This is a genomic window from Dietzia alimentaria 72 (assembly GCF_000226215.1).
In the GTDB taxonomy this organism is placed as follows: domain Bacteria; phylum Actinomycetota; class Actinomycetes; order Mycobacteriales; family Mycobacteriaceae; genus Dietzia; species Dietzia alimentaria.
Genome location: NZ_AGFF01000007.1, coordinates 256,154 through 275,443, shown reverse-complemented (window position 1 = coordinate 275,443; position 19,290 = coordinate 256,154). Strand labels below are relative to the sequence as shown.

Below are 19,290 nucleotides of genomic sequence, written 5' to 3'. Positions count from 1 at the left end.
GCCTCGAGAGCGGCATGACCATCGGCATCGGCGGCTGGGGCTCGCGGCGTAAGCCGATGGCCCTCGTCCGCGCCATCCTCCGACGCGAGGACCTCACGGACCTGACCATCGTCAGTTACGGCGGACCGGATCTGGGACTTCTCTGCTCCGCGGGCAAGGTCTCCAAGGCGTACTACGGCTTCGTCACCCTTGACTCGGCGCCGTTCTACGACCCGTGGTTCGCCAAGCGCCGCACGGAGGGCGCGATCATCTCCCGCGAGATGGACGAGGGCATGGTCCGCGCCGGTCTCACCGCCGCGGCGCAGCGCCTGCCGTTCCTACCCACGCGTGCCGGCCTGGGCTCGGACGTCTTCCGCTTCTGGGGCGACGAACTCAAGACCGTCGATTCCCCCTATGACTTCGAGGGCAAGACCGAGACCCTGGTCGCCATGCCCGCGCTGCGCATGGACGCCGCGCTGATCCACCTCGACAAGGCCGACAAGCACGGCAACGCCGCGTTCACCGGCGCCGACGGATACTTTGACGACCTGTACGCCATGGCCGCCGACACCGTCCTCCTCGAGGTCGACGAGGTCGTGGATTCCGCCGACGCGCTGATGAACGAGGTCGGCCCGCAGCGCATGCTGCTGAGCCGCATGTTCGTCGACACCGTCTCGGAGGCGCCAAACGGTGCGCACTTCACCTTCGCCGGCGGTTACGGCCGCGACGAGGCGTTTCAGAAGCACTACGCGGCATCCGCCAAGGACGAGGCGTCCTGGGCTGCATTCGTCGAGGAGTTCCTGTCCGGCGACGAGGCCGCGTACCAGGAGGCCGTCAAGAATTTCGCCGCCAAGATCGCGGCCGAGAAGGAGGGCTCCAAGTGAGCGAGAACATCACACGCGCCGAGTACTGCGCGATCGCCTGTGCGGAGATCTTCGCCGGCGCCGGGGAGATCTTCGCCTCCCCCATGACGCCGATGGCCACCGTCGGAGCCCGTCTCGCGCGGATGACCACGGAGCCGGACCTGCTCATCACCGATGGCGAGTACCGCTTCCTGGGCCAGACCCCGCCACTGGGCAAGCTCATCGACTTCGAGGGCTACATCCCGTTCCCGCGGGTATTCGACGTGCTGCAGGCCGGCACCCGCCACGTGGTGATGGGCGCCAACCAGATCGACAAGTACGGCAACCAGAACCTGTCGGCCTTCGGCGACGACGTCCAGAAGCCCAAGCGCCAGATGTTCGGCCTGCGCGGCGCTCCCGGCAACTCGATCGCTCACGCCACAAGTTACTGGGTCGGCAAGCACAGCACGCGCGCGTTCCCGGAGAAGGTCGACATCGTGTGTGGCATCGGTTACGACCGCTACGAAGAGGGCGACCCCGCCTTCCGCTTCCACCACATCCCCAAGATCGTCACCAACCTCGGTGTGTTCGACTTCGGCGGCCCCGGCCGGACCATGCGCGCGCTGACCCTGCACCCGGGCGTCACCGCTGAGGAGGTCGCGGAGAACACGAGCTTCGAGATCGCGGGCCTGGCCGAGGCCGGCGTGACGCGTGATCCGTCCGACGAGGAACTGCGCCTGATCCGCGAGGTCATCGACCCGCGTGGCATTCGCAACCGTGAGGTTCCCTCGGAGGCGACGAAGTGACCGGTCCGACCACAGACGGCGACGACAAGGCCGACGCCACCCGCGCGGCTACGCTGTCGACGGACTTCACCCGTCTCGTCGGCGTGGAGTACCCGATCGTCCAGACGGGCATGGGCTGGGTCTCCGGGCCCGAGCTGACGGCCGCCACCGCGAACGCCGGAGGGCTGGGCATCATCGCCTCGGCCACCATGACGTATGCGGAACTCGAGGCCGCTATCATCCGGACCAAGGAGCTCACCTCGAAGCCGTTCGGCGTCAACCTGCGGGCGGATGCCGACGACGCCGCCGAGCGGTGTGAGCTGATGATCCGTCACGGCGTGAAGGTCGCGTCGTTCGCCCTCGCGCCCAAGCCCGAGTTGATCGCGCGCCTGAAGGAGAACGGCCTCGTCGTCATCCCGTCCATCGGTGCCGCGAAGCACGCCGTCAAGGTGGCCTCCTGGGGCGCCGACGCGGTGATCGTCCAGGGCGGCGAGGGCGGCGGACACACCGGGCCTGTTGCCACCACACTGCTGCTCCCCAGCGTGATCGATGCACTCGGCGGCGCGGGGAACACCTCTATCCCGGTGGTAGCTGCGGGTGGGTTCTTCGACGGGCGCGGCCTTGTCGCGGCGCTGGCCTACGGAGCCTCGGGGGTGGCCATGGGGACACGCTTCCTGCTCACCACCGACTCGCAGGTCCCCGACGCGGTGAAGAAGCAGTACCTCGAGCGTGGCCTCCAGGACACGGTCGTCTCCACCCGCGTCGACGGCATGCCCCACCGCGTCCTGCGGACCGGTCTGGTGAACGCGCTTGAGTCCGGCAGCCCGCTCAAGGGCATCGCTGCCGCAGTTCAGAACGCCAACAAGTTCAAGTCCATGACGGGCATGAAGTGGCAGCAGCTCGCCAAGGACGGCCTGAACATGAAGAAGGCGTCCGACCGCACCTGGCAGCAGATCGTCATGGCTGCCAACACCCCGATGTTGCTCAAGGCCGGACTGGTCGAGGGCAACACCGAGGCCGGCGTGCTGGCCTCCGGTCAGGTTGTCGGAATGATCGACGACCTTCCCAGCTGCGACGGACTAATCCAGCGGATCATGACGCAGGCGCACGAGCGCCTGGCGGATCTGGGACGCCTCGGCTGACCAGAGCCCAGTAGTACACCGACGCCGCCCCTCCACACCCGGATGGGGCGGCGTCTGGCATCTCTACAGGTTCGGCTCGCTCCGGGTGATCTATGCCATAACCTGAGAAGCGACTGATAGTCACCGGGCCCCTCAGCCCGCGTCCCCCACCCCGAGGAGCACCCTTGTTCACAGTTCGTAACGCCGCCCGCACCACCGCAGCGCTGGGCGCCGCAGCCGCACTGACCGTTGCCGGTGCCGGCGCGGCGATGGCCACCACGCACACCAACGCCACTGAAGGCAATGACGTCTCCGTGACGTTCACCCTCGAGGCTGGCGAGTTGGTCGACTCCTGCGCCGCCGTCCTCACCCCGACGGCCGCCGCAGGAGACCTTGCCGCTCAGCTCGCCGATGGCGACCTCGAGGTCCTCATCGCGGCGCTGCTCACCAACGAGAACGTGATCGTGCTCAAGAACGGCGTCTTGCCCACGGCCCCCCTCAGCCTAGTCAACCCGACCGGCAAGGTGACCGCTCAGAACGTCCCGTCGAATGTGTACGCGCTGGTAAGCGTCTGCGGTTCCGACCCCTCGAACCCGGAGGTCAACCCATTCCTCCTCGTGGGCGATCCGATGGAGGCCGTCATGGGCTCGCTGGAGATGGGCAGCGCTAACGGTGGACTCGACACCGCCTCCGCACTGCTCGGAGGCGCCGGCGACGCAGACTCGGGTTCCGACATCGGCGCCATCCTCGGCGGCGGCCTGGGCGAGACCGGCAGCGCCGGAGAGGGCGAGTAGCCCGCCCTTACCCGAGTGCATGAAAGCGGACCCGCCACCCAGTTGGGTGGCGGGTCCGCTTAGATCATACGAGCCGTCCCGCAGCCGAGCAGTGTCAGCTGTCGAGTCGCTCGATGATCGTGACGTTGGCCGTGCCGCCGCCCTCGCACATGGTCTGCAACCCGTAGCGGTCGCCCGTGCGCTCGAGCTCGTTGAGCATGGTGGCGAACAGCTTGGCGCCGGTCGCACCCAGCGGGTGGCCCAGCGCGATGCCGCCGCCGTTAGGGTTGACACGGGCCGGGTCGGCGCCGATCTCCTTCAGCCAGGCCAACACAACCGGGGCAAAGGCCTCGTTGATCTCCACCACGTCGATGTCGCCGATCGACAGGCCGGTCTTGGCCAGCGCGTGCTTGGTGGCCGGGATCGGTGCGGAGAGCATCATCACCGGGTCGTCACCGCGCACCGTGAGGTGGTGGATGCGTGCACGGGGCTTGAGTCCGTACTTCTCCACTGCCTCGGCGGAGGCGAGCAGGCCTCCGGACGCGCCGTCGCAAATCTGCGACGCCACGGCCGCTGTCAAAGAACCGCCCTCGGCGAGGACGGGCAGCGAGGCCATCTTCTCCAGGGTGGTCTCCCGCGGCGTCTCGTCAGCCTCGAGGCCAGCAAGCGGCACGTACTCGGCGGCGAAGCGCCCCTCGGCGATGGCGGCACGGGCACGGTTGTGAGACTGCAACGCCCACTCTTCCATCTCCTGCCGCGAGATGTCCCACTTGTCGGCCATCATCTGGGCGCCGTTGAACTGGGAGATTTCCTGGTCGCCGAAGCGCTCGACCCAGCCGGTGGAGCCGGTGAACGGATCGTCGAACCCGTATTCGCGGCCGGCGAGCATTGCCGACGAGATGGGCAGGGCGCTCATGTTCTGCACACCGCCGAACAGGATGACGTCCTGAGTGCCGGACATGATGGCCTGGGCACCGAAGTGGATGGCCTGCTGGCTGGAGCCGCACTGGCGGTCGACCGTTGTGCCGGGGACGCCCAGCGGCATGCCCGCGGCGAGCCACGCCGAGCGGGCGATGTTGCCTGCCTGGGGGCCGATGGCGTCGACGCAGCCGAAGATCACGTCGTCGACGACCTCCGGGTCGATACCGGTGCGCTCGACGACGGCCTTGATGACGTGCGCGCCGAGGTCGGCGGGGTGCTGCCCGGACAGGCTGCCGCCGCGCTTGCCGACGGGGGTCCGGACGGCGTCGATGACGTATGCCTCACGGCTGTTCACGCTGGTCATGTTTCTCCTCGAGGGGTTGAAGTGGTCAGCTGACGGCCAGGCCGTCGAGCACGATGTTGAGATACTGGTCCGCGATTGCGGCGTGGTCGTTGTCGTCGTCGGGTCTGTACCAGCGCACGGCCACCCACACGGTGTCGCGCAGGAACCGGTACGTCAGGCGCACGTCGAGGTCGCTGCGGAACTCCCCGGAGGCCATGCCCCGGCGCAGCACGTCGGTCCACATCTCGCGGAACTCGGTGTTGCGCTCACGCAAGTAATCGAACATCGGGTTGCTGCGGAGATGCTTGAGCTCATCCTGGTAGATGGCCACCTCGTCGCGATGCCGATGGATGGCCTCGAAGGACGCGCGCACCAAGCCTTCGAGGGTCTCCCGGGGGCCGAGTCCGGCGTCGACGATCCGTCGGTACTCCCCGAAGAGCGAGTTGAGGAAGCCTCGCAGGATCTCGTCGACGATCGCCTCCTTGGAGGAGAAGTGATGGTAAAGACTCCCCGAGAGGATGCCGGCGGAATCCGCGATGTCGCGGACGGTAGTCGCACGCAGGCCGCGCTCGGCGAAGAGGCCTGCCGCGATGGACAGGAGCTCCTCGCGTCTCGTGGTGCTGGTCATACCCCGAGGGTACCAACCAAGCACTTGCTAGGTACAACCCCGCTGCGGGATCCGTGTGGGTCCCGTGGACCAACCGGACTGACGCCTAGAATTCGCTTTATGCGCCCTACCATCCTGTCCCCGTCCCGCAGCAGTAGTCGTGTGTTCGCGGCGACTGCCGCTCTCGGCCTCGCCCTGAGCCTCGGCGCCTGCACGATCGGTCAAACCGAGAACGACGACGAGGCCACCGTCACCTCGTCCACCTCCGAGGCCGGGTCCGCGGAATCGGTGGAGGATTCAGAGACCCGGGACGGGGCCCCTGAGGCTCCGCTGGACCAGCTGGTGCTCAACTCCGCGGACGCACCCGACCTGGGCCTGCAACCCGTTTCTGCGGAGGAGATCTCCGGCGGGATGAGCGCGATCGGTGATCTCACGGAGGGCATGCGCGTGGAGCCGGAGCGCTGCGCGGACATCAACCAGGATTCGCTGCTGGAGCAGTCGGAGCCCGGCGCGCTGGCAATCCAGTCGGGATTGGTCGGTGACACCTCGTACGCGGTGGCGCTGACCCGGGTGACCGACGAGATGGCCGAGCGCGACCGGCTGATCGAGGAATGCCCCGAGATGACCGTGGTGTTTCCTGTCGAGGGGCAGGAGCTCACCACCCGGACAGTGAACACCCCACTGGACCTCGACGCCCCGGACGGGGTCAAGGACTTCTCGGCCGTATCCCAGGACAGCTCGATGGACATGATGGGCCAAGAGGTCCGCACGGGCACCGTTCTCATCACGGGCACCGTTCTCATCACGGGCACCGTCCGCGACCTGGGGGTCACAGTGACGGTGACCAGTGGCACGGGCGAGGTCTCCGAGGAGGCCCGGAACGCCGCGATGGACGCGTTCGTCAAGCAGGCCGAGAAGGTCCGCGCCGCCTGACGGACCCCTCGGCTGCCAGCCGGGTCAGGCCCGCTGGGACGAGATGGAGATGACCTCGCCGGTGAGGTAGGTGGTGTAGTCGCTGGCCAGCATGGCGATGGTGGCCGCGACCTCCCACACGTCGGCGGCGCGGCCGAAGGCCTCTTTGGAGGCGAGCTCATCCAGCAGCTCCGCGGAGGCGGACTTCTCGAGGAACTTGTGGCGGGCCAGCGACGGGGCCACGGCGTTGATCCGCACGCCGAAATCGGCGCCCTCGATGGCCGAGCTGCGGGTCAGCGCCATCACGCCGGCCTTGGCGGCGGCGTAGTGGGCCTGCGCCCGCTGTGCGCGCCAGCCGAGTACCGAGGCGTTGTTGACGATCACGCCGTTGTGCTCCACATCCCGGAAGTAACGCAGCGCGGCGCGAGTGGCGCGGAAGGTCCCGTTCAGCGTGATGTCCAGGACGCGGTCCCAGTCCTCGTCGGTCATGTCCACGAGTTCGGCCTCGCCGCCGAAGCCCGCGTTGTTGATCAGCACGTCGATCCGGCCGAGCTTCTCGGCGGCGCCGGTGATGAGCGCGTCCACATCGGAGGTGGACTGGACGTTGCAGACGATCGCCTCGAACTGCTGGTCCGGGAACTCCGCGGCCAGCGAGTCACGTGCTTCGCCGAGGCGACGCTCGTGGAAGTCGGAGACCAGCACGTCGGCGCCCTCAAGTGCGGCGCGGCGGGCGGACGAGAAGCCGATGCCGGTGCCGGCGGCGGCCGTCACCACGACTTTCTTACCCTTGAGCAGGCCGTGGCCCGGCGTCTCTTCGGGGACGATTGCGAGGGGGGACTTCTGCTCGGTCATGACGGCCTGGCCTCTCGGGGTAGTCCGAGCACGCGCTCGGAGATGATGTTGCGCTGGATCTCGTTGGACCCGCCGTAGATGGTGTCGGAGCGGGTGAACAGGAAGAGTCGCTGCCATTCGGCGAGCTCGAGATTCTGGGGATCCCGGATGTCGTTGGCGGCCCCCTCTGACGTGTGGGTGGGTCCGGTGAGTGATTCCGCCCCCTGCACCAGCATGGCCAGTTCGCCGAGGTCCCGGTGCCAGGTGGCCCACAGGAGCTTGGCGGCGGAGGCGTTGCCGCCGGTGGCGTCGCGGTCGGCCAGAGTGCGCAGAGCGTGCGCCCGGATCACGCGGAGCCCAACCCAGGCTCGGGTGATGCGCTCACGCACTGCGGGGTCCTCGGCACTGCCGTTAGCGCGGGCCATCTCCACGATTTGGTCGAGTTCGCGGGCAAAGCCGACCTGCTGGCCGAGGGTGGACACGCCACGCTCGAACTCGAGCAGTGTCATGGCGACCTTCCAGCCCTCGCCCCGCTCCCCCACGATCATCGCGGCATCGGTCACCGCGTCGTCAAAGAAGACCTCGTTGAACTCGGAGGTGCCGGTGAGCTGCTGGATGGGGCGAATCTCCACACCCGGCTGGTCCAGCGGCACCAGCAGGAAACTCAGCCCCTTGTGCCTGGCCGTGCCCTCCTCAGTGCGGGCGACCACAAAGACCCACTGGCTCAGGTGCGCGAGCGAGGTCCAGACCTTCTGCCCGTCGATATGCCATTTCCCGTCCTCGCCGAGGCGCGCGGTGGTGGCGACGTTGGCCAGGTCGGAGCCGGCGTTCGGCTCGGAGTAGCCCTGGGCCCATAGTTCGGTCACATCGATGATCCGGGGCAGGAAGCGCTCCTTCTGCTCCTGCGTTCCGTGGGCGATGAGCGTGGGTCCGAGCAGGGTCTCGCCGAGGTGGGAGACGCGGGCCGGGGCGTCGGCCTTGGCGTACTCCTCGTGGAAGCGGACCTGCTGACTCAGCGAGGCGCCGCGCCCACCGTGCTCGACGGGCCAGCCGACGCAGGTCCATCCGGCCTCGGCCATGTGCCGCTCCCAGGCCAGGCGTTGGGGGAAGAACTCATGCTCACTGCCCGGACCGCCGGTGCCCTTGATCTCGGCGAACTCGCCGACGAGGTTGGTGTCGAGCCAGTCGCGGAACTCCGCGGCGAACTCGTCGTCGTCCATCTCCGACGCGGGCCTGGTGTTCTCGGTCATGGCCACACACTACCAAGCACTTGCTTGGTTTGTTGGATCCGGCCTCCGGCCGCGCCCGCGTCGGTTTGGATGGACCCCATGAATTCCCCCTCGATGCCCCTCGCGGGCAAGGTCGCCTTCATCACCGGCGCCGCCAGAGCCCAGGGCCGGGCCCACGCAGTCCGCCTCGCCTCGGAAGGCGCCGACGTGGTGGTCTCCGACGTGTGCGCCCCGGTCGCCACCTCGGCCACCTACCCCGCCCCCACGCCGGACGACCTGGCCGAGACCGTGCGCCTGGTCGAGCAGACCGGCCGCCGCGCGCTCTCCGCCGTCCTCGACATCCGGGACCTCGGCGCGCTGCAGGACCTGGTCGCCCGCACCATCGACACCTTCGGGCGGCTGGACGTCCTGGTCGCCAACGCCGCGGTCCTGAGCTGGGGCCGACTGTGGGAGATGCCGGAGGACGACTGGGACACGGTCATCGGCGTCAACCTCAGCGGCACATGGCGGACGATCCGGGCGGTGGTCCCGGCAATGATCGAGGCGGGCAACGGCGGGTCGATCATCATCGTCAGCTCGTCGGCGGGCCTCAAGGCCACGCCCGGAAACGGACACTACTCCGCCTCGAAGGCTGGCCTCGTCGCCCTGACCAACGCCCTCGCGCTGGAGGCGGGCGAGTTCGGTATCCGCGTCAACTCCATCCACCCCTACTCGGTGCAGACGCCGATGATCGACCCCGAGGGCATGGCCGAGGTCTTTGGCCGGTTCCCGTCGTTCCTCCACAGCTTCTCGCCCATGCCACTCAAGGACGCACAGGTCGGCGGCGTGAGCACCCTGGCCGACTTCATGCCCCCCGAGGAGGTGTCAGAGATCGTCTCCTACCTCGCCGGCGACGGCTCGCGTTCGCTGTCCGGCGTCCAGGTCCCGGTCGACCGTGGGGCGCTCAGGTACTGAACGCGCGCACCGCGCATATCCGACCAAGCACTTGCTAGGTAGGGTTGTGTGCGCCACACCGGCAGCCCCCACTCTCGAGTCCGAGGAGTCCCCATGAACCCGACACCCGAGACCACCCCCGCAGCGCTCCGCCGCGCAGCCGAGACCTGGCCGGACCGCGAGGCCGTGGCCGACGTGCAGCCGGGGCACGACACCCGCTGGACGTGGTCAGAACTGCTCGATCAGGTGCGCCACTTCGCCGCCGGCCTCGTGGCGCGGGGTGTGGCCGAGGGCGACAGGGTGGTGGTGTGGGCACCCAACACCCGTCATTGGATGGTCGCCGCGTTGGCCACCCAGTACGTCGGCGCAACCGTGGTGCCGGCCAACACCAGATACACCGGCAGCGAGACCCTCGAGCTGATCCAGCGCACGAACGCCGTGGCCGCGGTCGTGGCCGGCGCGTTCCTGGGCTCCGAACGCGTCGCCGACCTGGCCTCGGCGGCCGGAGGGTCCCTCGCCGGGACCACCTCCCTGCGCACGATCGTCCGGATCCCGCTCGGCGGCGAAGAGACGGCCACCGCCGACGTCGAGGTGCTGGGGTTCGACGACGTCTCAGCCCTGGCCACCGACGCCCTGCTCGACGAGGCCGACGCCCGCGCGGACGCAGTGACCGGCGACCATGTGGCAGACATCCTGTTCACCTCGGGCACGACCGGCAAGAGTAAAGGGGTGGTGGCCCTGCACCGCCAGACCATCGCGGGCGCCCACGCCTGGGGCACGAGCGGCGAACTCACGGAGAACGACCGCTACCTGATCGTCAACCCGTTCTTCCACTCGTTCGGCTATAAGGCCGGATTCCTGGTCTGCGTCCTGTCTGGCGCGACCGTCATCCCGCTGGCCGTCTACTCGACCGGCGAGACGATGCGGCTGATCCAGGACGAGCGCGCAACGGTCCTTCCAGGCGCGCCGACCATCTTCCAGACGCTTCTGGACGATCCCGACCGCAGCGAGTACGACCTGTCCTCACTGCGCCTGGCGGTCACCGGCGCCTCGGTGGTGCCCGTGGTGCTGGTCGAGCGCATGCAATCCGACCTGGGTCTGGAGACCGTGGTGACTGCCTACGGGCAGACGGAGACCATGGGCTTCATCACCACGTGCCGCCCCACCGACGACGCGGTCACCGTGGCCACCACGTGTGGTCGCGCCTACCCGGGCATGGAGATCCGGATCGGCGAGCAGGGCGAGATCCTCACGCGCGGCGAGATGGTCATGCAGGGCTACCTCGACGATCCGGAGAACACCACCAAGGCCATCGACCCCGAGGGCTGGCTGCGTACCGGTGACGTGGGCGAGATCGACGAGAACGGCAACCTCCGCATCACTGACCGCCTCAAGGACATGTACATCACGGGCGGGTTCAACGTGTATCCGGCGGAGATCGAGCAGACCCTGGCCCGACTCGACGGCGTGGTGGAATCTGCGGTGATCGGCGTGCCGGACGAGCGCATGGGCGAGGTCGGCAAGGCGTTCATCGTCCGCCGCGCCGACTCTGCGATCACCGAGCAGGACGTCCTGGACTACGCGGCCGAGCACCTGGCCAACTTCAAGCGACCGCGCTCGGTCGAGTTCGTGGAGTCCTTCCCCCGCAACGCCTCGGGCAAGGTCGTCAAGACCGAACTGCGATGAGCGGCGCCCTCCTGGTCACCGGCGCCTCGGGTGGGATCGGGTCGGCCGTCGCGCGCCGCCTGGCCGCCGAGTTCCCCGACGCACCCGTGGTGCTCGGCTACCGCTCCACTGAGCCGGTCGACCTGGCGCGCGAGCTAGTTGCCGAGTCCGTGCGCCTGACACCGGGGCGTGACGGGTCCGACGACGACGAGGTCGCGCAGACGATCAACGATATCGGCGTCCGCCACGGCGGAATCCGCGTACTGGCCCACTGCGCCGGCCCGCACGTGCCGATGGTGCACCTGTCGCGGATATCCCCGGCCGACTTCCGCCGCCAGCTGGACGACGACGCCGGCGGATTCTTCGCCCTGGTGCGCCCCGCGCTCGAGCACCTGCGTGCGGTGGCGGGCAACGTCGTCGTCGTCACCACGGCCGCCACCACCCGCTACCCGGTCCGCGACGGACTGTCGGCCGCCCCCAAGGGCGCCGTCGAGCAGCTCGTCCGGGGCCTCGCAGCGGAGGAGGGCCGGTTCGGGGTGCGCGTGAACTGCGTGGGCCCGGGGATGCTCACCGACGGGATGGCCGAGCGGCTGATCTCCTCCGGCGATCTGGACGAGCGCGCGCTGGATATCACGCGCGGCAACATCCCGCTGCGCCGTTTCGGCACCGCCGGCGATATCGCGGAAGCCGTGGCCTTCCTGGCCTCCGACCGCGCCGGGTTCATCTCCGGACAGAAGCTGGACGTGGACGGCGGCTACGGCGTCTGAGCCTGACGCGCGGGAGGGTGTCGGGTACAGTACCAACCAAGCACTTGCTAGGTAAGGAGAACCCCAGCTCATGACCGATGCACCCATCCCCCCGGTCCTCGAGGTCAGCGACCTCGGACCGGACACGCAGCCGGTTGCCTACGAGGTGTCCGACGGCACCGCGTACGTGACCCTCAACCGGCCGGACTTCCGCAACGCGCAGAACTCGGTCATGACGTACTCGCTGGACAATGCGTTCATCAAGGCCGTCGAGGACGACTCGGTCAAGGTGATCGTCCTCCGTGCCGCAGGCAAGCACTTCTCCGCCGGACACGACATCGGCACGGTCGAGCGCGACCATCACGTGGAGTACACCAACCGCGCCTCGATCTGGTGGGACCACACCACCCGCGGCGGCGGAGACCGGCGTCTCGCCCGTGAGACCGAGGTCTACGTCCAGATGTGCCGTCGCTGGCGCGAGATCCCCAAGCCGATGATCGCCCAGGTGCACGGCGCCTGCATCGCCGGTGGACTGATGCTCGCGTGGGTCTGCGACTTCATCGTGGCCTCCGACGACGCGTTCTTCTCTGACCCCGTGGTGAAAATGGGCATCCCGGGTGTCGAGTACTTCGCCCACGCCTTCGTGCTGGGCCCGCGCCGCGCCAAGGAGATCCTCTACACCGGTCGCAGGTTCGGTGCCGCCGAGGCGCTGGACTGGGGGATGCTCAACCACGTCGTCCCGCGCGACGAGCTCCAGTCCAAGGTCGACTCGATCGCCGACGAGATCAAGGCGATGCCGGCGTTCGGCCTGACCCTCACCAAGAAAGCCGTGAACATGGCCGAGGACCAGATGGGTCTGCAGACCAATCTGGACACCGCGTTTGGCTGGCACATGTTCGCCCACTCGGCCAACGCCGAGCCCGACGACACGGATTCCTTTTCCGCCTCCCTCGGCGGGATGGACGCCCGCTCGATGCGCGACGGCGCCAACAAGGGCACCACCGAGAAGAAGGAGGGCTGAGCCGTGGATCTGCACCTGGACGCCGCCACCGAGGAGTTCCGCCTCGAGGTCCGGCAGTGGCTGGCCGAGAACGTCCCCACCGAGCCGCTGCCCCACATGGACACCCGTGAGGGCTTCGAGGCCCACCGCGAGTGGGAGCGCACCATGGCCGACGCCCGCATGTCTGTGGTCTCGTGGCCGGAGGAGTTCGGAGGCCGTGACTGCGGGTTGGTCAACTGGGTGGTGTTTGAGGAGGAGTACTTCCGCGCCGGCGCGCCGTTGCGCGTGAGCCAGAACGGCATCTTCCTGCTGGCCCCCACCCTCTTCGACCACGCCTCCCCCGAGCAGCTCCAGAGGATTATGCCGCGCATGGCCCGCGCCGACGACATCTGGGCCCAGGCCTGGTCCGAGCCGGAGGCCGGTTCCGACCTCGCATCCCTGCGCTCGACCGCCAAGCGGGTCGACGGCGGCTGGGTCCTGGGCGGCCAAAAGGTGTGGTCCACCCGCGCCTCCTTCGCCGACAAGGGCTTCGGACTGTTCCGCACCGACCCGGACGAGCCCCGCCACAAGGGGCTGACCTACTTCATGTTCGACCTGCGGGCCGAGGGCGTCACCGTGCGCCCCATCGACCAGCTGGACGGGCTGCCGGGCTTTGCCGAACTGTTCCTCGAGGACGTGTTCGTCCCCGACGACCCGGCGAACCCCGGTGAGTCCGGCGTGATCGGCGAGGTCAACCAGGGGTGGAAGGTGGCGATGTCCACCGCCAACAACGAGCGTGGCCTGTCGCTGCGGTCGCCGGGCCGGTTCCTCGCCACGACCGACCGCCTCCTGGAACTGTGGGACGGTGCCGAGGCCGAGCTGGACGACCGCACCCGCGGCTCGTTGGCCGACCGCGTGGTGGACGCCTGGATCGGCTCCCGCGCCTACGAGCTGAGCACCTGGAACACGGTCACCAAGCTCACCGGCGGCGCCAACCTGGGCTTCGAGTCCTCCATCAACAAGGTCTTCTGGTCGAAATGGGACATCGCGACCCACGAGACCGCACTGGACGTCCTCGACACCGCTAGCGAACTAGCCGGTGAGCAGTGGATGGACGGCTACCTGTTCGCCCTCTCGGGGCCCATCTACGCGGGCACCAACGAGGTTCAGAAGAACATCATCGCCGAGCGCCTTCTCGGCCTTCCGCGCGGATAACGGGGGACACCATGGATTTCGCAATCGATCCCGACATCACCGACTTCGCGGCGAGCATCGACTCGCTGCTGTCCAAGTCGGACATGCCGTCGGTCATCCGCTCCTGGGCCGCGGGTGACACCGCGCCTGGCACTGCGGTGTGGGGGCGCATCGCCGAGACCGGCGCCGCCGCACTCCTCATCCCGGAGGAAGCCGGAGGGGCCGGCGCCACAGCCGTAGAGACCGTCACTGCACTCGAGGTCATGGGCCGCCACGCGGTCCCGGGCCCCGTCGTCGAGTCGGTCATGGTGGCACCCCGTATCGCCGCCGCGCTGGGTGGCGACTCCGATGCCGGTGACGTAGCCGGCGAGCTCGCCGTCGGCACCCTCGCCTCCGTGGCCGCCCCAGGGGTCTCTCCCTTCGCGCCCGACGCCCATGTCGCGCAGTACCTGTGGGTTGTCGCCGACGACGAGGTGTTCTCCGCCGACGCCGGCGAATCGCGCCGGTCAGTGGACCGGGCACGTACCGTCACCACCCCGACCCGCGGTGGCCGGGTAGCCGCCGCGAGCACGGTTGATCTGGTGAACCACGGCGCGCTGGGCACGGCGGCGCAGCTCATGGGCCTCGGGCAGGCGATGCTCGACATGAGCGTCGACTACGCCAAGCAGCGCAAGCAATACGGCAAGCTCATCGGCGAGTACCAGGCGCTCAAGCACCAGCTGGCCGACGTGGCGATCGCACTCGAGATGGCCCGTCCCCTGCTGTGGGCGGGCGCCCTGGCGATCGCCGAGAACCCGGACTCCCCCGAGGCCGCCGTCCGCGATGTCTCCGCCGCCCGCGTGGCCGTGGCCGACGCCGCGTACCTCTCGGCCCGCACGGCCCTCCAGATCCACGGCGCGATCGGCTACACCCTGGAGCACGACCTGGGGCTGTGGCTCACCAAAACCCGCGCCCTGCAGACCGCCTGGGGCACGCAGAGCTACCACCGCGGCCGCGTTCTCGACGCCCTGCGCGCAGCCGGTGCGGACACCGCGGAGGCCGCCCGATGACCGCGCCCACCACGCCGGCCTCCTCCCCCGGGGTCGACACCGAGGAGCAGAGTGCCCTTCGGCAGTCGGTCGCCTCGCTACTGGCCAAGAAGTCCGACTCCGAGGCTGTCCGGGCGGCGATGAACTCGGCGGACGGTTACGACCCGGCCCTCTGGTCGACCCTCGTGGAGCAGATCGGCGCCGCCGCCCTGTCCATTCCCGAGAAGCACGACGGTGCCGGCGCCACCTGGGTGGAGACGCACCTCGTGTGCGAGGAACTGGGTCGGGGACTCACCCCGTCACCGATGCTCGGGTCGGCGGTACTGGCCGCGCAGGCCGTGCTGGCCAGTGGTGACGCCGACGCCGCGGCACGGCTCCTGCCCGGCATCGCCGCCGGTGAGCAAATCGCGCTGTGCTGGGCCGGCCTCGACGGGTGGGCCGTGCCGGGCGTCCGCGCGGAGGGCACCACCCTCACCGGCACCGCACATCACGTCCTCGGCGCGGACACCGCTTCCACTCTGCTGGTCGTGGCCGTCGCGGGCGAGACCGTGGCCCTTTACGACGTGCCCGCCGACGCCGCCGGCGTCACCGTGACCCGCGTACCCGTCATGGACCCCACGCGCACCCTGTCGCGCGTGGAGTTCGATGGCGTCACCGCCACCGCGATAGGCACTCGCGACAGTTTCCTGTCGCGGTTGCGCGCCGCGGCGTGGGCTGCCATCTCCGCCGAGCAGGTCGGCGCCGCGCGTGCCGTACTCGACGCGACTGTGCAATACACGCAAGAGCGTAAGCAGTTCGGCCGCGTGATCGGTTCGTTCCAGGCGCTCAAGCACCGTATGGCCGACATGTACGTCAAGGCCGAGACCGCACGGTCACTGTCGTACTCCGCAGCCGCGCTGGTGGCCGAGGCCCAGGCGCTCGGCGACGGGCCGGAGGCCGACGCGGCCGCCTACGCCGCCGAGATCGAGGCCGCCGCCGCCAAGGTGTACTGCTCCGAGGCGCTGCAGTGGATCACCGGCGAGTCCATCCAGCTCCACGGTGGCGTGGGCATCACGTGGGAGTACGACTCGCACCTGTACTTCAAGCGCGCCCATGGCACCGCTCAGCTCCTGGGCCAGCCCCACGAGATACTCTCCGCCCTCGAGGTCGCCGCCGGCCTCTAGAATCGGCCGTATGAGTCCCTTCCCCGAGCACGGACGTACCAACGACCAACGCCTTGCCGAGGATCTCGCTGCCCAGGCGGGACGCCTGCTCGCCAGCCTGCGAGTGCCCAAGGTGGCACCGGAGGACCTGGGCGCGTTCGCCGAGGGCGAGGCGCAATCCGTCATCGTGGACCGCCTCGCCGTGGCGAGGCCCGACGACATCGTGTTTGGCGAGTGGAACCCCGGCTCGCGGGACCGCCTGGATGCCGATCGGGTGTGGTTCGTCGACCCCCTCGACGGAGTGCGATCGTATGCGATCGAAGGACGCCCCGACTGGGCCGTTCACGTTGCGCTGTGGGAAAAGGATCCGGAAGGCGTCGGCGGGATCACCGCCTGCGCGATCGCCATGCCCGCGTACGGGCGAGTGCTCACCGGGCGCGGTGCCACCACCTATCAGCCGATCTCGATCATTCGCGGCCCCCGGCCCGGGCCGCTGGTGCCACCGCGAGAGGACGATCGCCTGCGCATCGCCGTCTCCGAGACCAATCCGCCGACATTCGCGGAGGACCTGGCCGCCGAGCTCGACGCGACATTGACCAGCCTCGGGTCCGGCGGTGGCAAGACCGCGACCGTCGTCGAGGACGAGTGCGACGTCTACATCCACACCAGCGGCCACCACCAGTGGGACTCGGCCGCCACCTACGGCGTGGTGCGCCAGCGCGGCCTGCACGCCAGCCACCTCGACGGTACAGAAATCCACTACAACGTCGAGGAAATCGAGTTCCCGGACCTCCTCGTGTGCAAGCCGGAGTTCGCCGACCGCATCATCGACGCGGTGGCGAAGTACCTCTGACGCCAGACGCGCGGGTCAGGCCTCCAGGCCGCGGTACCCGGCGAACCGCTCCGCGATCAGTTCCTCGCTAAGTCCGTAATCGGCGAGCGTGTAGCGGTGCGCGGGAGCCCGGTCGCCTGAGAGGCTACGGGCGTTCTCGGTTTCGATGGCCGAGCGAACGTCGCCGCTGAGGCTCGTGCCCGCGGCGGCGTAGACGCGCTCCACCACGCCCGCGGGGTCGTTCAGCAGTTCGTGATGGTCCACGTCGAGGAACGTCGCCGCCGACGCCGGATCCGCCTCGTGCCGTGCTCGGACCTCGTCAAACGTCTTCACGCCCCGGGCCCACAGATCCAACTGCGAGGAGCCGATGTACTCGGGCGTGAACCGCGTGGACCAGTCGGACGCTGTCCGGTGGGCCAACGAACACATGGACGCCATCGACTTACGCGGATCCCGGTGTGTCTGCACCACCACCGCGTCCGGGTACACCTCGAGCAGCGCGTCGAGCGTGAACAGATGGCTCGGGTTCTTGAGCACCCAGCGCCGCCCAAGGTCATTGGCACCGATCAGCTGCAAATTGCGCTTGTGCCGCCGGTACGCGGGCACCCAGTCGATGCCCTGCAGCCACCGCGAATAGCCGTCGAGACGCGCGAGGCACTCGTACGACACCGAGGTCAGCGACTGCCGCAGCAGCTGCCAGCACTCCTCGAGGTCGTCGGCGGAAATGTAGTGCACTCCGCCGTAGTCGGGATTCTCGGACATGAACCCGGCGTACATGTCGCGCAGGCCCACGTAGGCCGGGTCGTCCTCCCACTTCTCGCGCGGCGGCCGGGGCTGCGGCACTTCGGTGAGCCAGAGCTCCAGCCCCTGGTTAGCGGGGTCGGCGCCCAGGAGCCGGTGCAACGCCGTGGTCCCGGTCCGGGGCAACCCGGTGACGACGACGGGTCGCTCGATCTCCACCTCCGCTCCCGCGAGGGCGGCGGAACCGGCCGTGGAGATCAGCCTCGCGGTGAGCGCGCTCTTGGTCACCGAGCGCCAGTACTTGCTCCCGGCGGGCGTCAGGCCGGCGTCGGAGTGCAGAGAATCCAGCAGGACGCCCAGTGCTTCGCGGTGGCCGTCCTCGCCATCGTCAAAGTCCTCGAGTCCCACAGCGCGCGAGGCACTGGCGTGTAGGTCCTCGACCGTCCCCACGTTCACGCGATCGGTGTTGCTCATATCGGTGTTGCTCATGTCAGCCTCCGACGCGCGAACGCCTGCTGCCGGGCGGCGATCCGCTCCCGCCACTGCTCGGGGGTCACCCGCTGCTGGGAGTATCCGGGGACCTCGTCGGCCAGCGAGTCGAACGGCACGATCTTCAACGTCGGCCCCTGATCCGCAGTGATGGGCGAATCCACGCGCTGCCAGCGGAACTGCATTATTCCTTCGCGGTGGCCGAGCGTCTCAATCCAGTTGGCCAGTCCGGGGTCGCGGTCCGAGACCACGAGGTGGACCATTCCGTCCTCCGTGACGTGCGCCTGATCCGTGGTGAGGCTGGTCTGGTGGTGCACGTACTCGAGCGAGGCGTACCACATACTGCCCAACTGAAAACCCTGGTAAGGCACATCCGCGACGGGCACCGAGATGACCATGGCCTGATCCGGCTCGAGTTCGAAGATGCCCGCCGAAGAGAACTGGGTGGTGAGCCCGCCGGGAGTGCTCCGCGGCTCGTAGAGGGTGTTGCGTTCCTGGTCTCCGAAGAACCAGCCCGGGAACGCCAACCACGTCCGTAGTCGACCGATGAGCGCCTCGGCGAGTTTGGCGAAGAACTTCTCCTGGCCGGCGACCGTGAGCGGTTCGGGCGCGGTGCCGGCGGCGTCGACACGGCGTAGCGTGACGAACCCCGCCTCCTCCGTCTTCCAGTCGGAGAACACCTCGCGGACCGCGATCATTGACGAACCGGGGTGGAGAACCACGTAACCGCGATCGCCCTCGTCGTCGTCGTTCCTCGCCGGGCCCATCCGGAACGAGAACCGGCCGTCTTCGTGGATCTCCAGTGCGCGGTCGTCAAACGCTGCGTGCGACGCGGCGCGTTCATCGGCCGAGTAGTTCCCGGCCATGACCTGGAACGACAGGTCGGCGGTAGTGCCGCGACGGCCCTCGATCACGTACTCGGCGCCGTCCGCGAGGTTGGCGTAGAAGTACAGGGTATCCGGGTTGTCGAGGCCCATCTTGGTGTACGGACCGGTGGCCTCGAACAATTGTGGATGGGTACGACCGCGGTGCTGGCCCGTCTCGATGGCCCCGCGAATCGTGCCGAGCAGGTAGTCGAGCCCCTCGGCCACGTCGGCCTCGGTGCGCACGTGGGGCGCCGAGCGAATGATCTCTTCGGCCTCCGCCAAAGCGGCTGCCAGTGGTGCGGTTGCGCGCGCGGCGTATTCGCTCATGTCGC

19 protein-coding genes are annotated in these 19,290 nt (G+C 68.7%); 13 read left to right on the top strand and 6 right to left on the bottom strand.

Annotated elements, in window-relative coordinates:
• The first annotated feature begins 14 nt into the window (after positions 1–14).
• The 4 genes from ON04_RS03735 to ON04_RS03720 all read left to right on the top strand — a co-directional run bounded on the left by ON04_RS03735 (position 15) and on the right by ON04_RS03720 (position 3,521).
• Positions 15–863 carry a CoA transferase subunit A gene (locus ON04_RS03735; protein WP_420795322.1) on the top strand — a complete coding sequence of 283 codons (849 nt, stop codon included), beginning with the start codon at positions 15–17 and terminating at the stop codon, positions 861–863.
• On the top strand, positions 860–1,627 hold the full coding sequence (locus tag ON04_RS03730; protein ID WP_010540244.1) for a CoA-transferase: 768 nt from the start codon (positions 860–862) through the stop codon (positions 1,625–1,627). The genes ON04_RS03735 and ON04_RS03730 overlap by 4 nt, the downstream gene beginning before the upstream one ends.
• Positions 1,624–2,748 (top strand): NAD(P)H-dependent flavin oxidoreductase, encoded by a 1,125-nt coding sequence (locus ON04_RS03725; RefSeq protein ID WP_010540243.1) that lies wholly within the window; start codon positions 1,624–1,626, stop codon positions 2,746–2,748. The genes ON04_RS03730 and ON04_RS03725 overlap by 4 nt, the downstream gene beginning before the upstream one ends.
• 164 nt (positions 2,749–2,912) lie before the next feature.
• The gene (locus ON04_RS03720) at positions 2,913–3,521 is read left to right on the top strand and encodes a hypothetical protein (protein WP_010540242.1); all 609 of its coding nucleotides are present in this window, start codon (positions 2,913–2,915) and stop codon (positions 3,519–3,521) included.
• A gap of 94 nt (positions 3,522–3,615) precedes the next feature.
• Here the strand turns inward: ON04_RS03720 and ON04_RS03715 are convergent, their stop codons facing one another.
• Positions 3,616–4,785, bottom strand: a complete 1,170-nt coding sequence (locus ON04_RS03715) for an acetyl-CoA C-acetyltransferase (protein ID WP_010540241.1) — start codon at positions 4,783–4,785, stop codon at positions 3,616–3,618.
• Between the two features lie 25 nt (positions 4,786–4,810).
• The gene (locus ON04_RS03710; RefSeq protein WP_010540240.1) at positions 4,811–5,392 is read right to left on the bottom strand and encodes a TetR/AcrR family transcriptional regulator; all 582 of its coding nucleotides are present in this window, start codon (positions 5,390–5,392) and stop codon (positions 4,811–4,813) included.
• Between the two features lie 99 nt (positions 5,393–5,491).
• Here ON04_RS03710 and ON04_RS03705 point away from each other — a divergent pair, with 99 nt between their 5' ends.
• Entirely contained in the window at positions 5,492–6,304 is an 813-nt protein-coding gene (locus ON04_RS03705; protein WP_081477113.1) for a hypothetical protein, read from the top strand.
• Between the two features lie 24 nt (positions 6,305–6,328).
• Here ON04_RS03705 and ON04_RS03700 read toward each other — a convergent pair whose 3' ends face one another.
• Together ON04_RS03700 and ON04_RS03695 are read right to left on the bottom strand one after the other, a co-directional pair.
• Positions 6,329–7,135 (bottom strand): SDR family oxidoreductase, encoded by an 807-nt coding sequence (locus tag ON04_RS03700; protein WP_010540238.1) that lies wholly within the window; start codon positions 7,133–7,135, stop codon positions 6,329–6,331.
• On the bottom strand, positions 7,132–8,364 hold the full coding sequence (locus ON04_RS03695) for an acyl-CoA dehydrogenase family protein (RefSeq protein WP_010540237.1): 1,233 nt from the start codon (positions 8,362–8,364) through the stop codon (positions 7,132–7,134). Before ON04_RS03695 ends, ON04_RS03700 begins: the two co-directional genes overlap by 4 nt.
• A gap of 78 nt (positions 8,365–8,442) precedes the next feature.
• Between ON04_RS03695 and ON04_RS03690 the strand changes: the two genes are divergently transcribed.
• The 8 genes from ON04_RS03690 to ON04_RS03655 all read left to right on the top strand — a co-directional run bounded on the left by ON04_RS03690 (position 8,443) and on the right by ON04_RS03655 (position 16,883).
• Positions 8,443–9,297, top strand: a complete 855-nt coding sequence (locus ON04_RS03690; protein ID WP_010540236.1) for a mycofactocin-coupled SDR family oxidoreductase — start codon at positions 8,443–8,445, stop codon at positions 9,295–9,297.
• 93 nt (positions 9,298–9,390) lie between these two features.
• A complete protein-coding gene (locus tag ON04_RS03685) occupies positions 9,391–10,962 on the top strand; it encodes a FadD3 family acyl-CoA ligase (RefSeq protein ID WP_010540235.1) in 1,572 nt (523 codons plus the stop codon).
• Positions 10,959–11,708 carry an SDR family NAD(P)-dependent oxidoreductase gene (locus ON04_RS03680; RefSeq protein WP_010540234.1) on the top strand — a complete coding sequence of 250 codons (750 nt, stop codon included), beginning with the start codon at positions 10,959–10,961 and terminating at the stop codon, positions 11,706–11,708. The genes ON04_RS03685 and ON04_RS03680 overlap by 4 nt, the downstream gene beginning before the upstream one ends.
• 70 nt (positions 11,709–11,778) lie before the next feature.
• Positions 11,779–12,708 carry an enoyl-CoA hydratase gene (locus ON04_RS03675; protein WP_010540233.1) on the top strand — a complete coding sequence of 310 codons (930 nt, stop codon included), beginning with the start codon at positions 11,779–11,781 and terminating at the stop codon, positions 12,706–12,708.
• 3 nt (positions 12,709–12,711) lie between these two features.
• Complete coding sequence (locus ON04_RS03670) at positions 12,712–13,881, top strand: acyl-CoA dehydrogenase family protein (RefSeq protein WP_010540232.1); 1,170 nt, start codon at positions 12,712–12,714, stop codon at positions 13,879–13,881.
• Between the two features lie 11 nt (positions 13,882–13,892).
• Complete coding sequence (locus ON04_RS03665) at positions 13,893–14,909, top strand: acyl-CoA dehydrogenase family protein (RefSeq protein ID WP_010540231.1); 1,017 nt, start codon at positions 13,893–13,895, stop codon at positions 14,907–14,909.
• Positions 14,906–16,051, top strand: coding sequence for an acyl-CoA dehydrogenase family protein (locus ON04_RS03660; protein WP_010540230.1), 1,146 nt, complete (start codon positions 14,906–14,908; stop codon positions 16,049–16,051). The genes ON04_RS03665 and ON04_RS03660 overlap by 4 nt, the downstream gene beginning before the upstream one ends.
• 10 nt (positions 16,052–16,061) lie before the next feature.
• Complete coding sequence (locus tag ON04_RS03655) at positions 16,062–16,883, top strand: inositol monophosphatase family protein (protein WP_010540229.1); 822 nt, start codon at positions 16,062–16,064, stop codon at positions 16,881–16,883.
• Positions 16,884–16,898: 15 nt separating this feature from the next.
• Here the strand turns inward: ON04_RS03655 and ON04_RS03650 are convergent, their stop codons facing one another.
• Both ON04_RS03650 and ON04_RS03645 read right to left on the bottom strand, forming a co-directional pair.
• The gene (locus tag ON04_RS03650; protein WP_010540228.1) at positions 16,899–18,092 is read right to left on the bottom strand and encodes a sulfotransferase family protein; all 1,194 of its coding nucleotides are present in this window, start codon (positions 18,090–18,092) and stop codon (positions 16,899–16,901) included.
• Positions 18,089–19,285, bottom strand: coding sequence for a hypothetical protein (locus ON04_RS03645; protein WP_010540227.1), 1,197 nt, complete (start codon positions 19,283–19,285; stop codon positions 18,089–18,091). The genes ON04_RS03650 and ON04_RS03645 overlap by 4 nt, the downstream gene beginning before the upstream one ends.
• Between the last annotated feature and the right edge of the window lie 5 nt (positions 19,286–19,290).

What these genes read in the sequence shown, in the direction of transcription:
- ON04_RS03700 (WP_010540238.1), bottom strand. Translation starts at nt 7,135, where the DNA reads ATGACCGAGCAGAAGTCCCCCCTCGCAATCGTCCCCGAAGAGACGCCG.
- ON04_RS03710 (WP_010540240.1), bottom strand. Translation starts at nt 5,392, where the DNA reads ATGACCAGCACCACGAGACGCGAGGAGCTCCTGTCCATCGCGGCAGGC.
- ON04_RS03735 (WP_420795322.1), top strand. Translation starts at nt 15, where the DNA reads ATGACCATCGGCATCGGCGGCTGGGGCTCGCGGCGTAAGCCGATGGCC.
- ON04_RS03665 (WP_010540231.1), top strand. Translation starts at nt 13,893, where the DNA reads ATGGATTTCGCAATCGATCCCGACATCACCGACTTCGCGGCGAGCATC.
- ON04_RS03685 (WP_010540235.1), top strand. Translation starts at nt 9,391, where the DNA reads ATGAACCCGACACCCGAGACCACCCCCGCAGCGCTCCGCCGCGCAGCC.
- ON04_RS03705 (WP_081477113.1), top strand. Translation starts at nt 5,492, where the DNA reads ATGCGCCCTACCATCCTGTCCCCGTCCCGCAGCAGTAGTCGTGTGTTC.
- ON04_RS03675 (WP_010540233.1), top strand. Translation starts at nt 11,779, where the DNA reads ATGACCGATGCACCCATCCCCCCGGTCCTCGAGGTCAGCGACCTCGGA.
- ON04_RS03660 (WP_010540230.1), top strand. Translation starts at nt 14,906, where the DNA reads ATGACCGCGCCCACCACGCCGGCCTCCTCCCCCGGGGTCGACACCGAG.
- ON04_RS03680 (WP_010540234.1), top strand. Translation starts at nt 10,959, where the DNA reads ATGAGCGGCGCCCTCCTGGTCACCGGCGCCTCGGGTGGGATCGGGTCG.
- ON04_RS03695 (WP_010540237.1), bottom strand. Translation starts at nt 8,364, where the DNA reads ATGACCGAGAACACCAGGCCCGCGTCGGAGATGGACGACGACGAGTTC.
- ON04_RS03655 (WP_010540229.1), top strand. Translation starts at nt 16,062, where the DNA reads ATGAGTCCCTTCCCCGAGCACGGACGTACCAACGACCAACGCCTTGCC.
- ON04_RS03690 (WP_010540236.1), top strand. Translation starts at nt 8,443, where the DNA reads ATGAATTCCCCCTCGATGCCCCTCGCGGGCAAGGTCGCCTTCATCACC.
- ON04_RS03645 (WP_010540227.1), bottom strand. Translation starts at nt 19,285, where the DNA reads ATGAGCGAATACGCCGCGCGCGCAACCGCACCACTGGCAGCCGCTTTG.
- ON04_RS03715 (WP_010540241.1), bottom strand. Translation starts at nt 4,785, where the DNA reads ATGACCAGCGTGAACAGCCGTGAGGCATACGTCATCGACGCCGTCCGG.
- ON04_RS03650 (WP_010540228.1), bottom strand. Translation starts at nt 18,092, where the DNA reads ATGAGCAACACCGATATGAGCAACACCGATCGCGTGAACGTGGGGACG.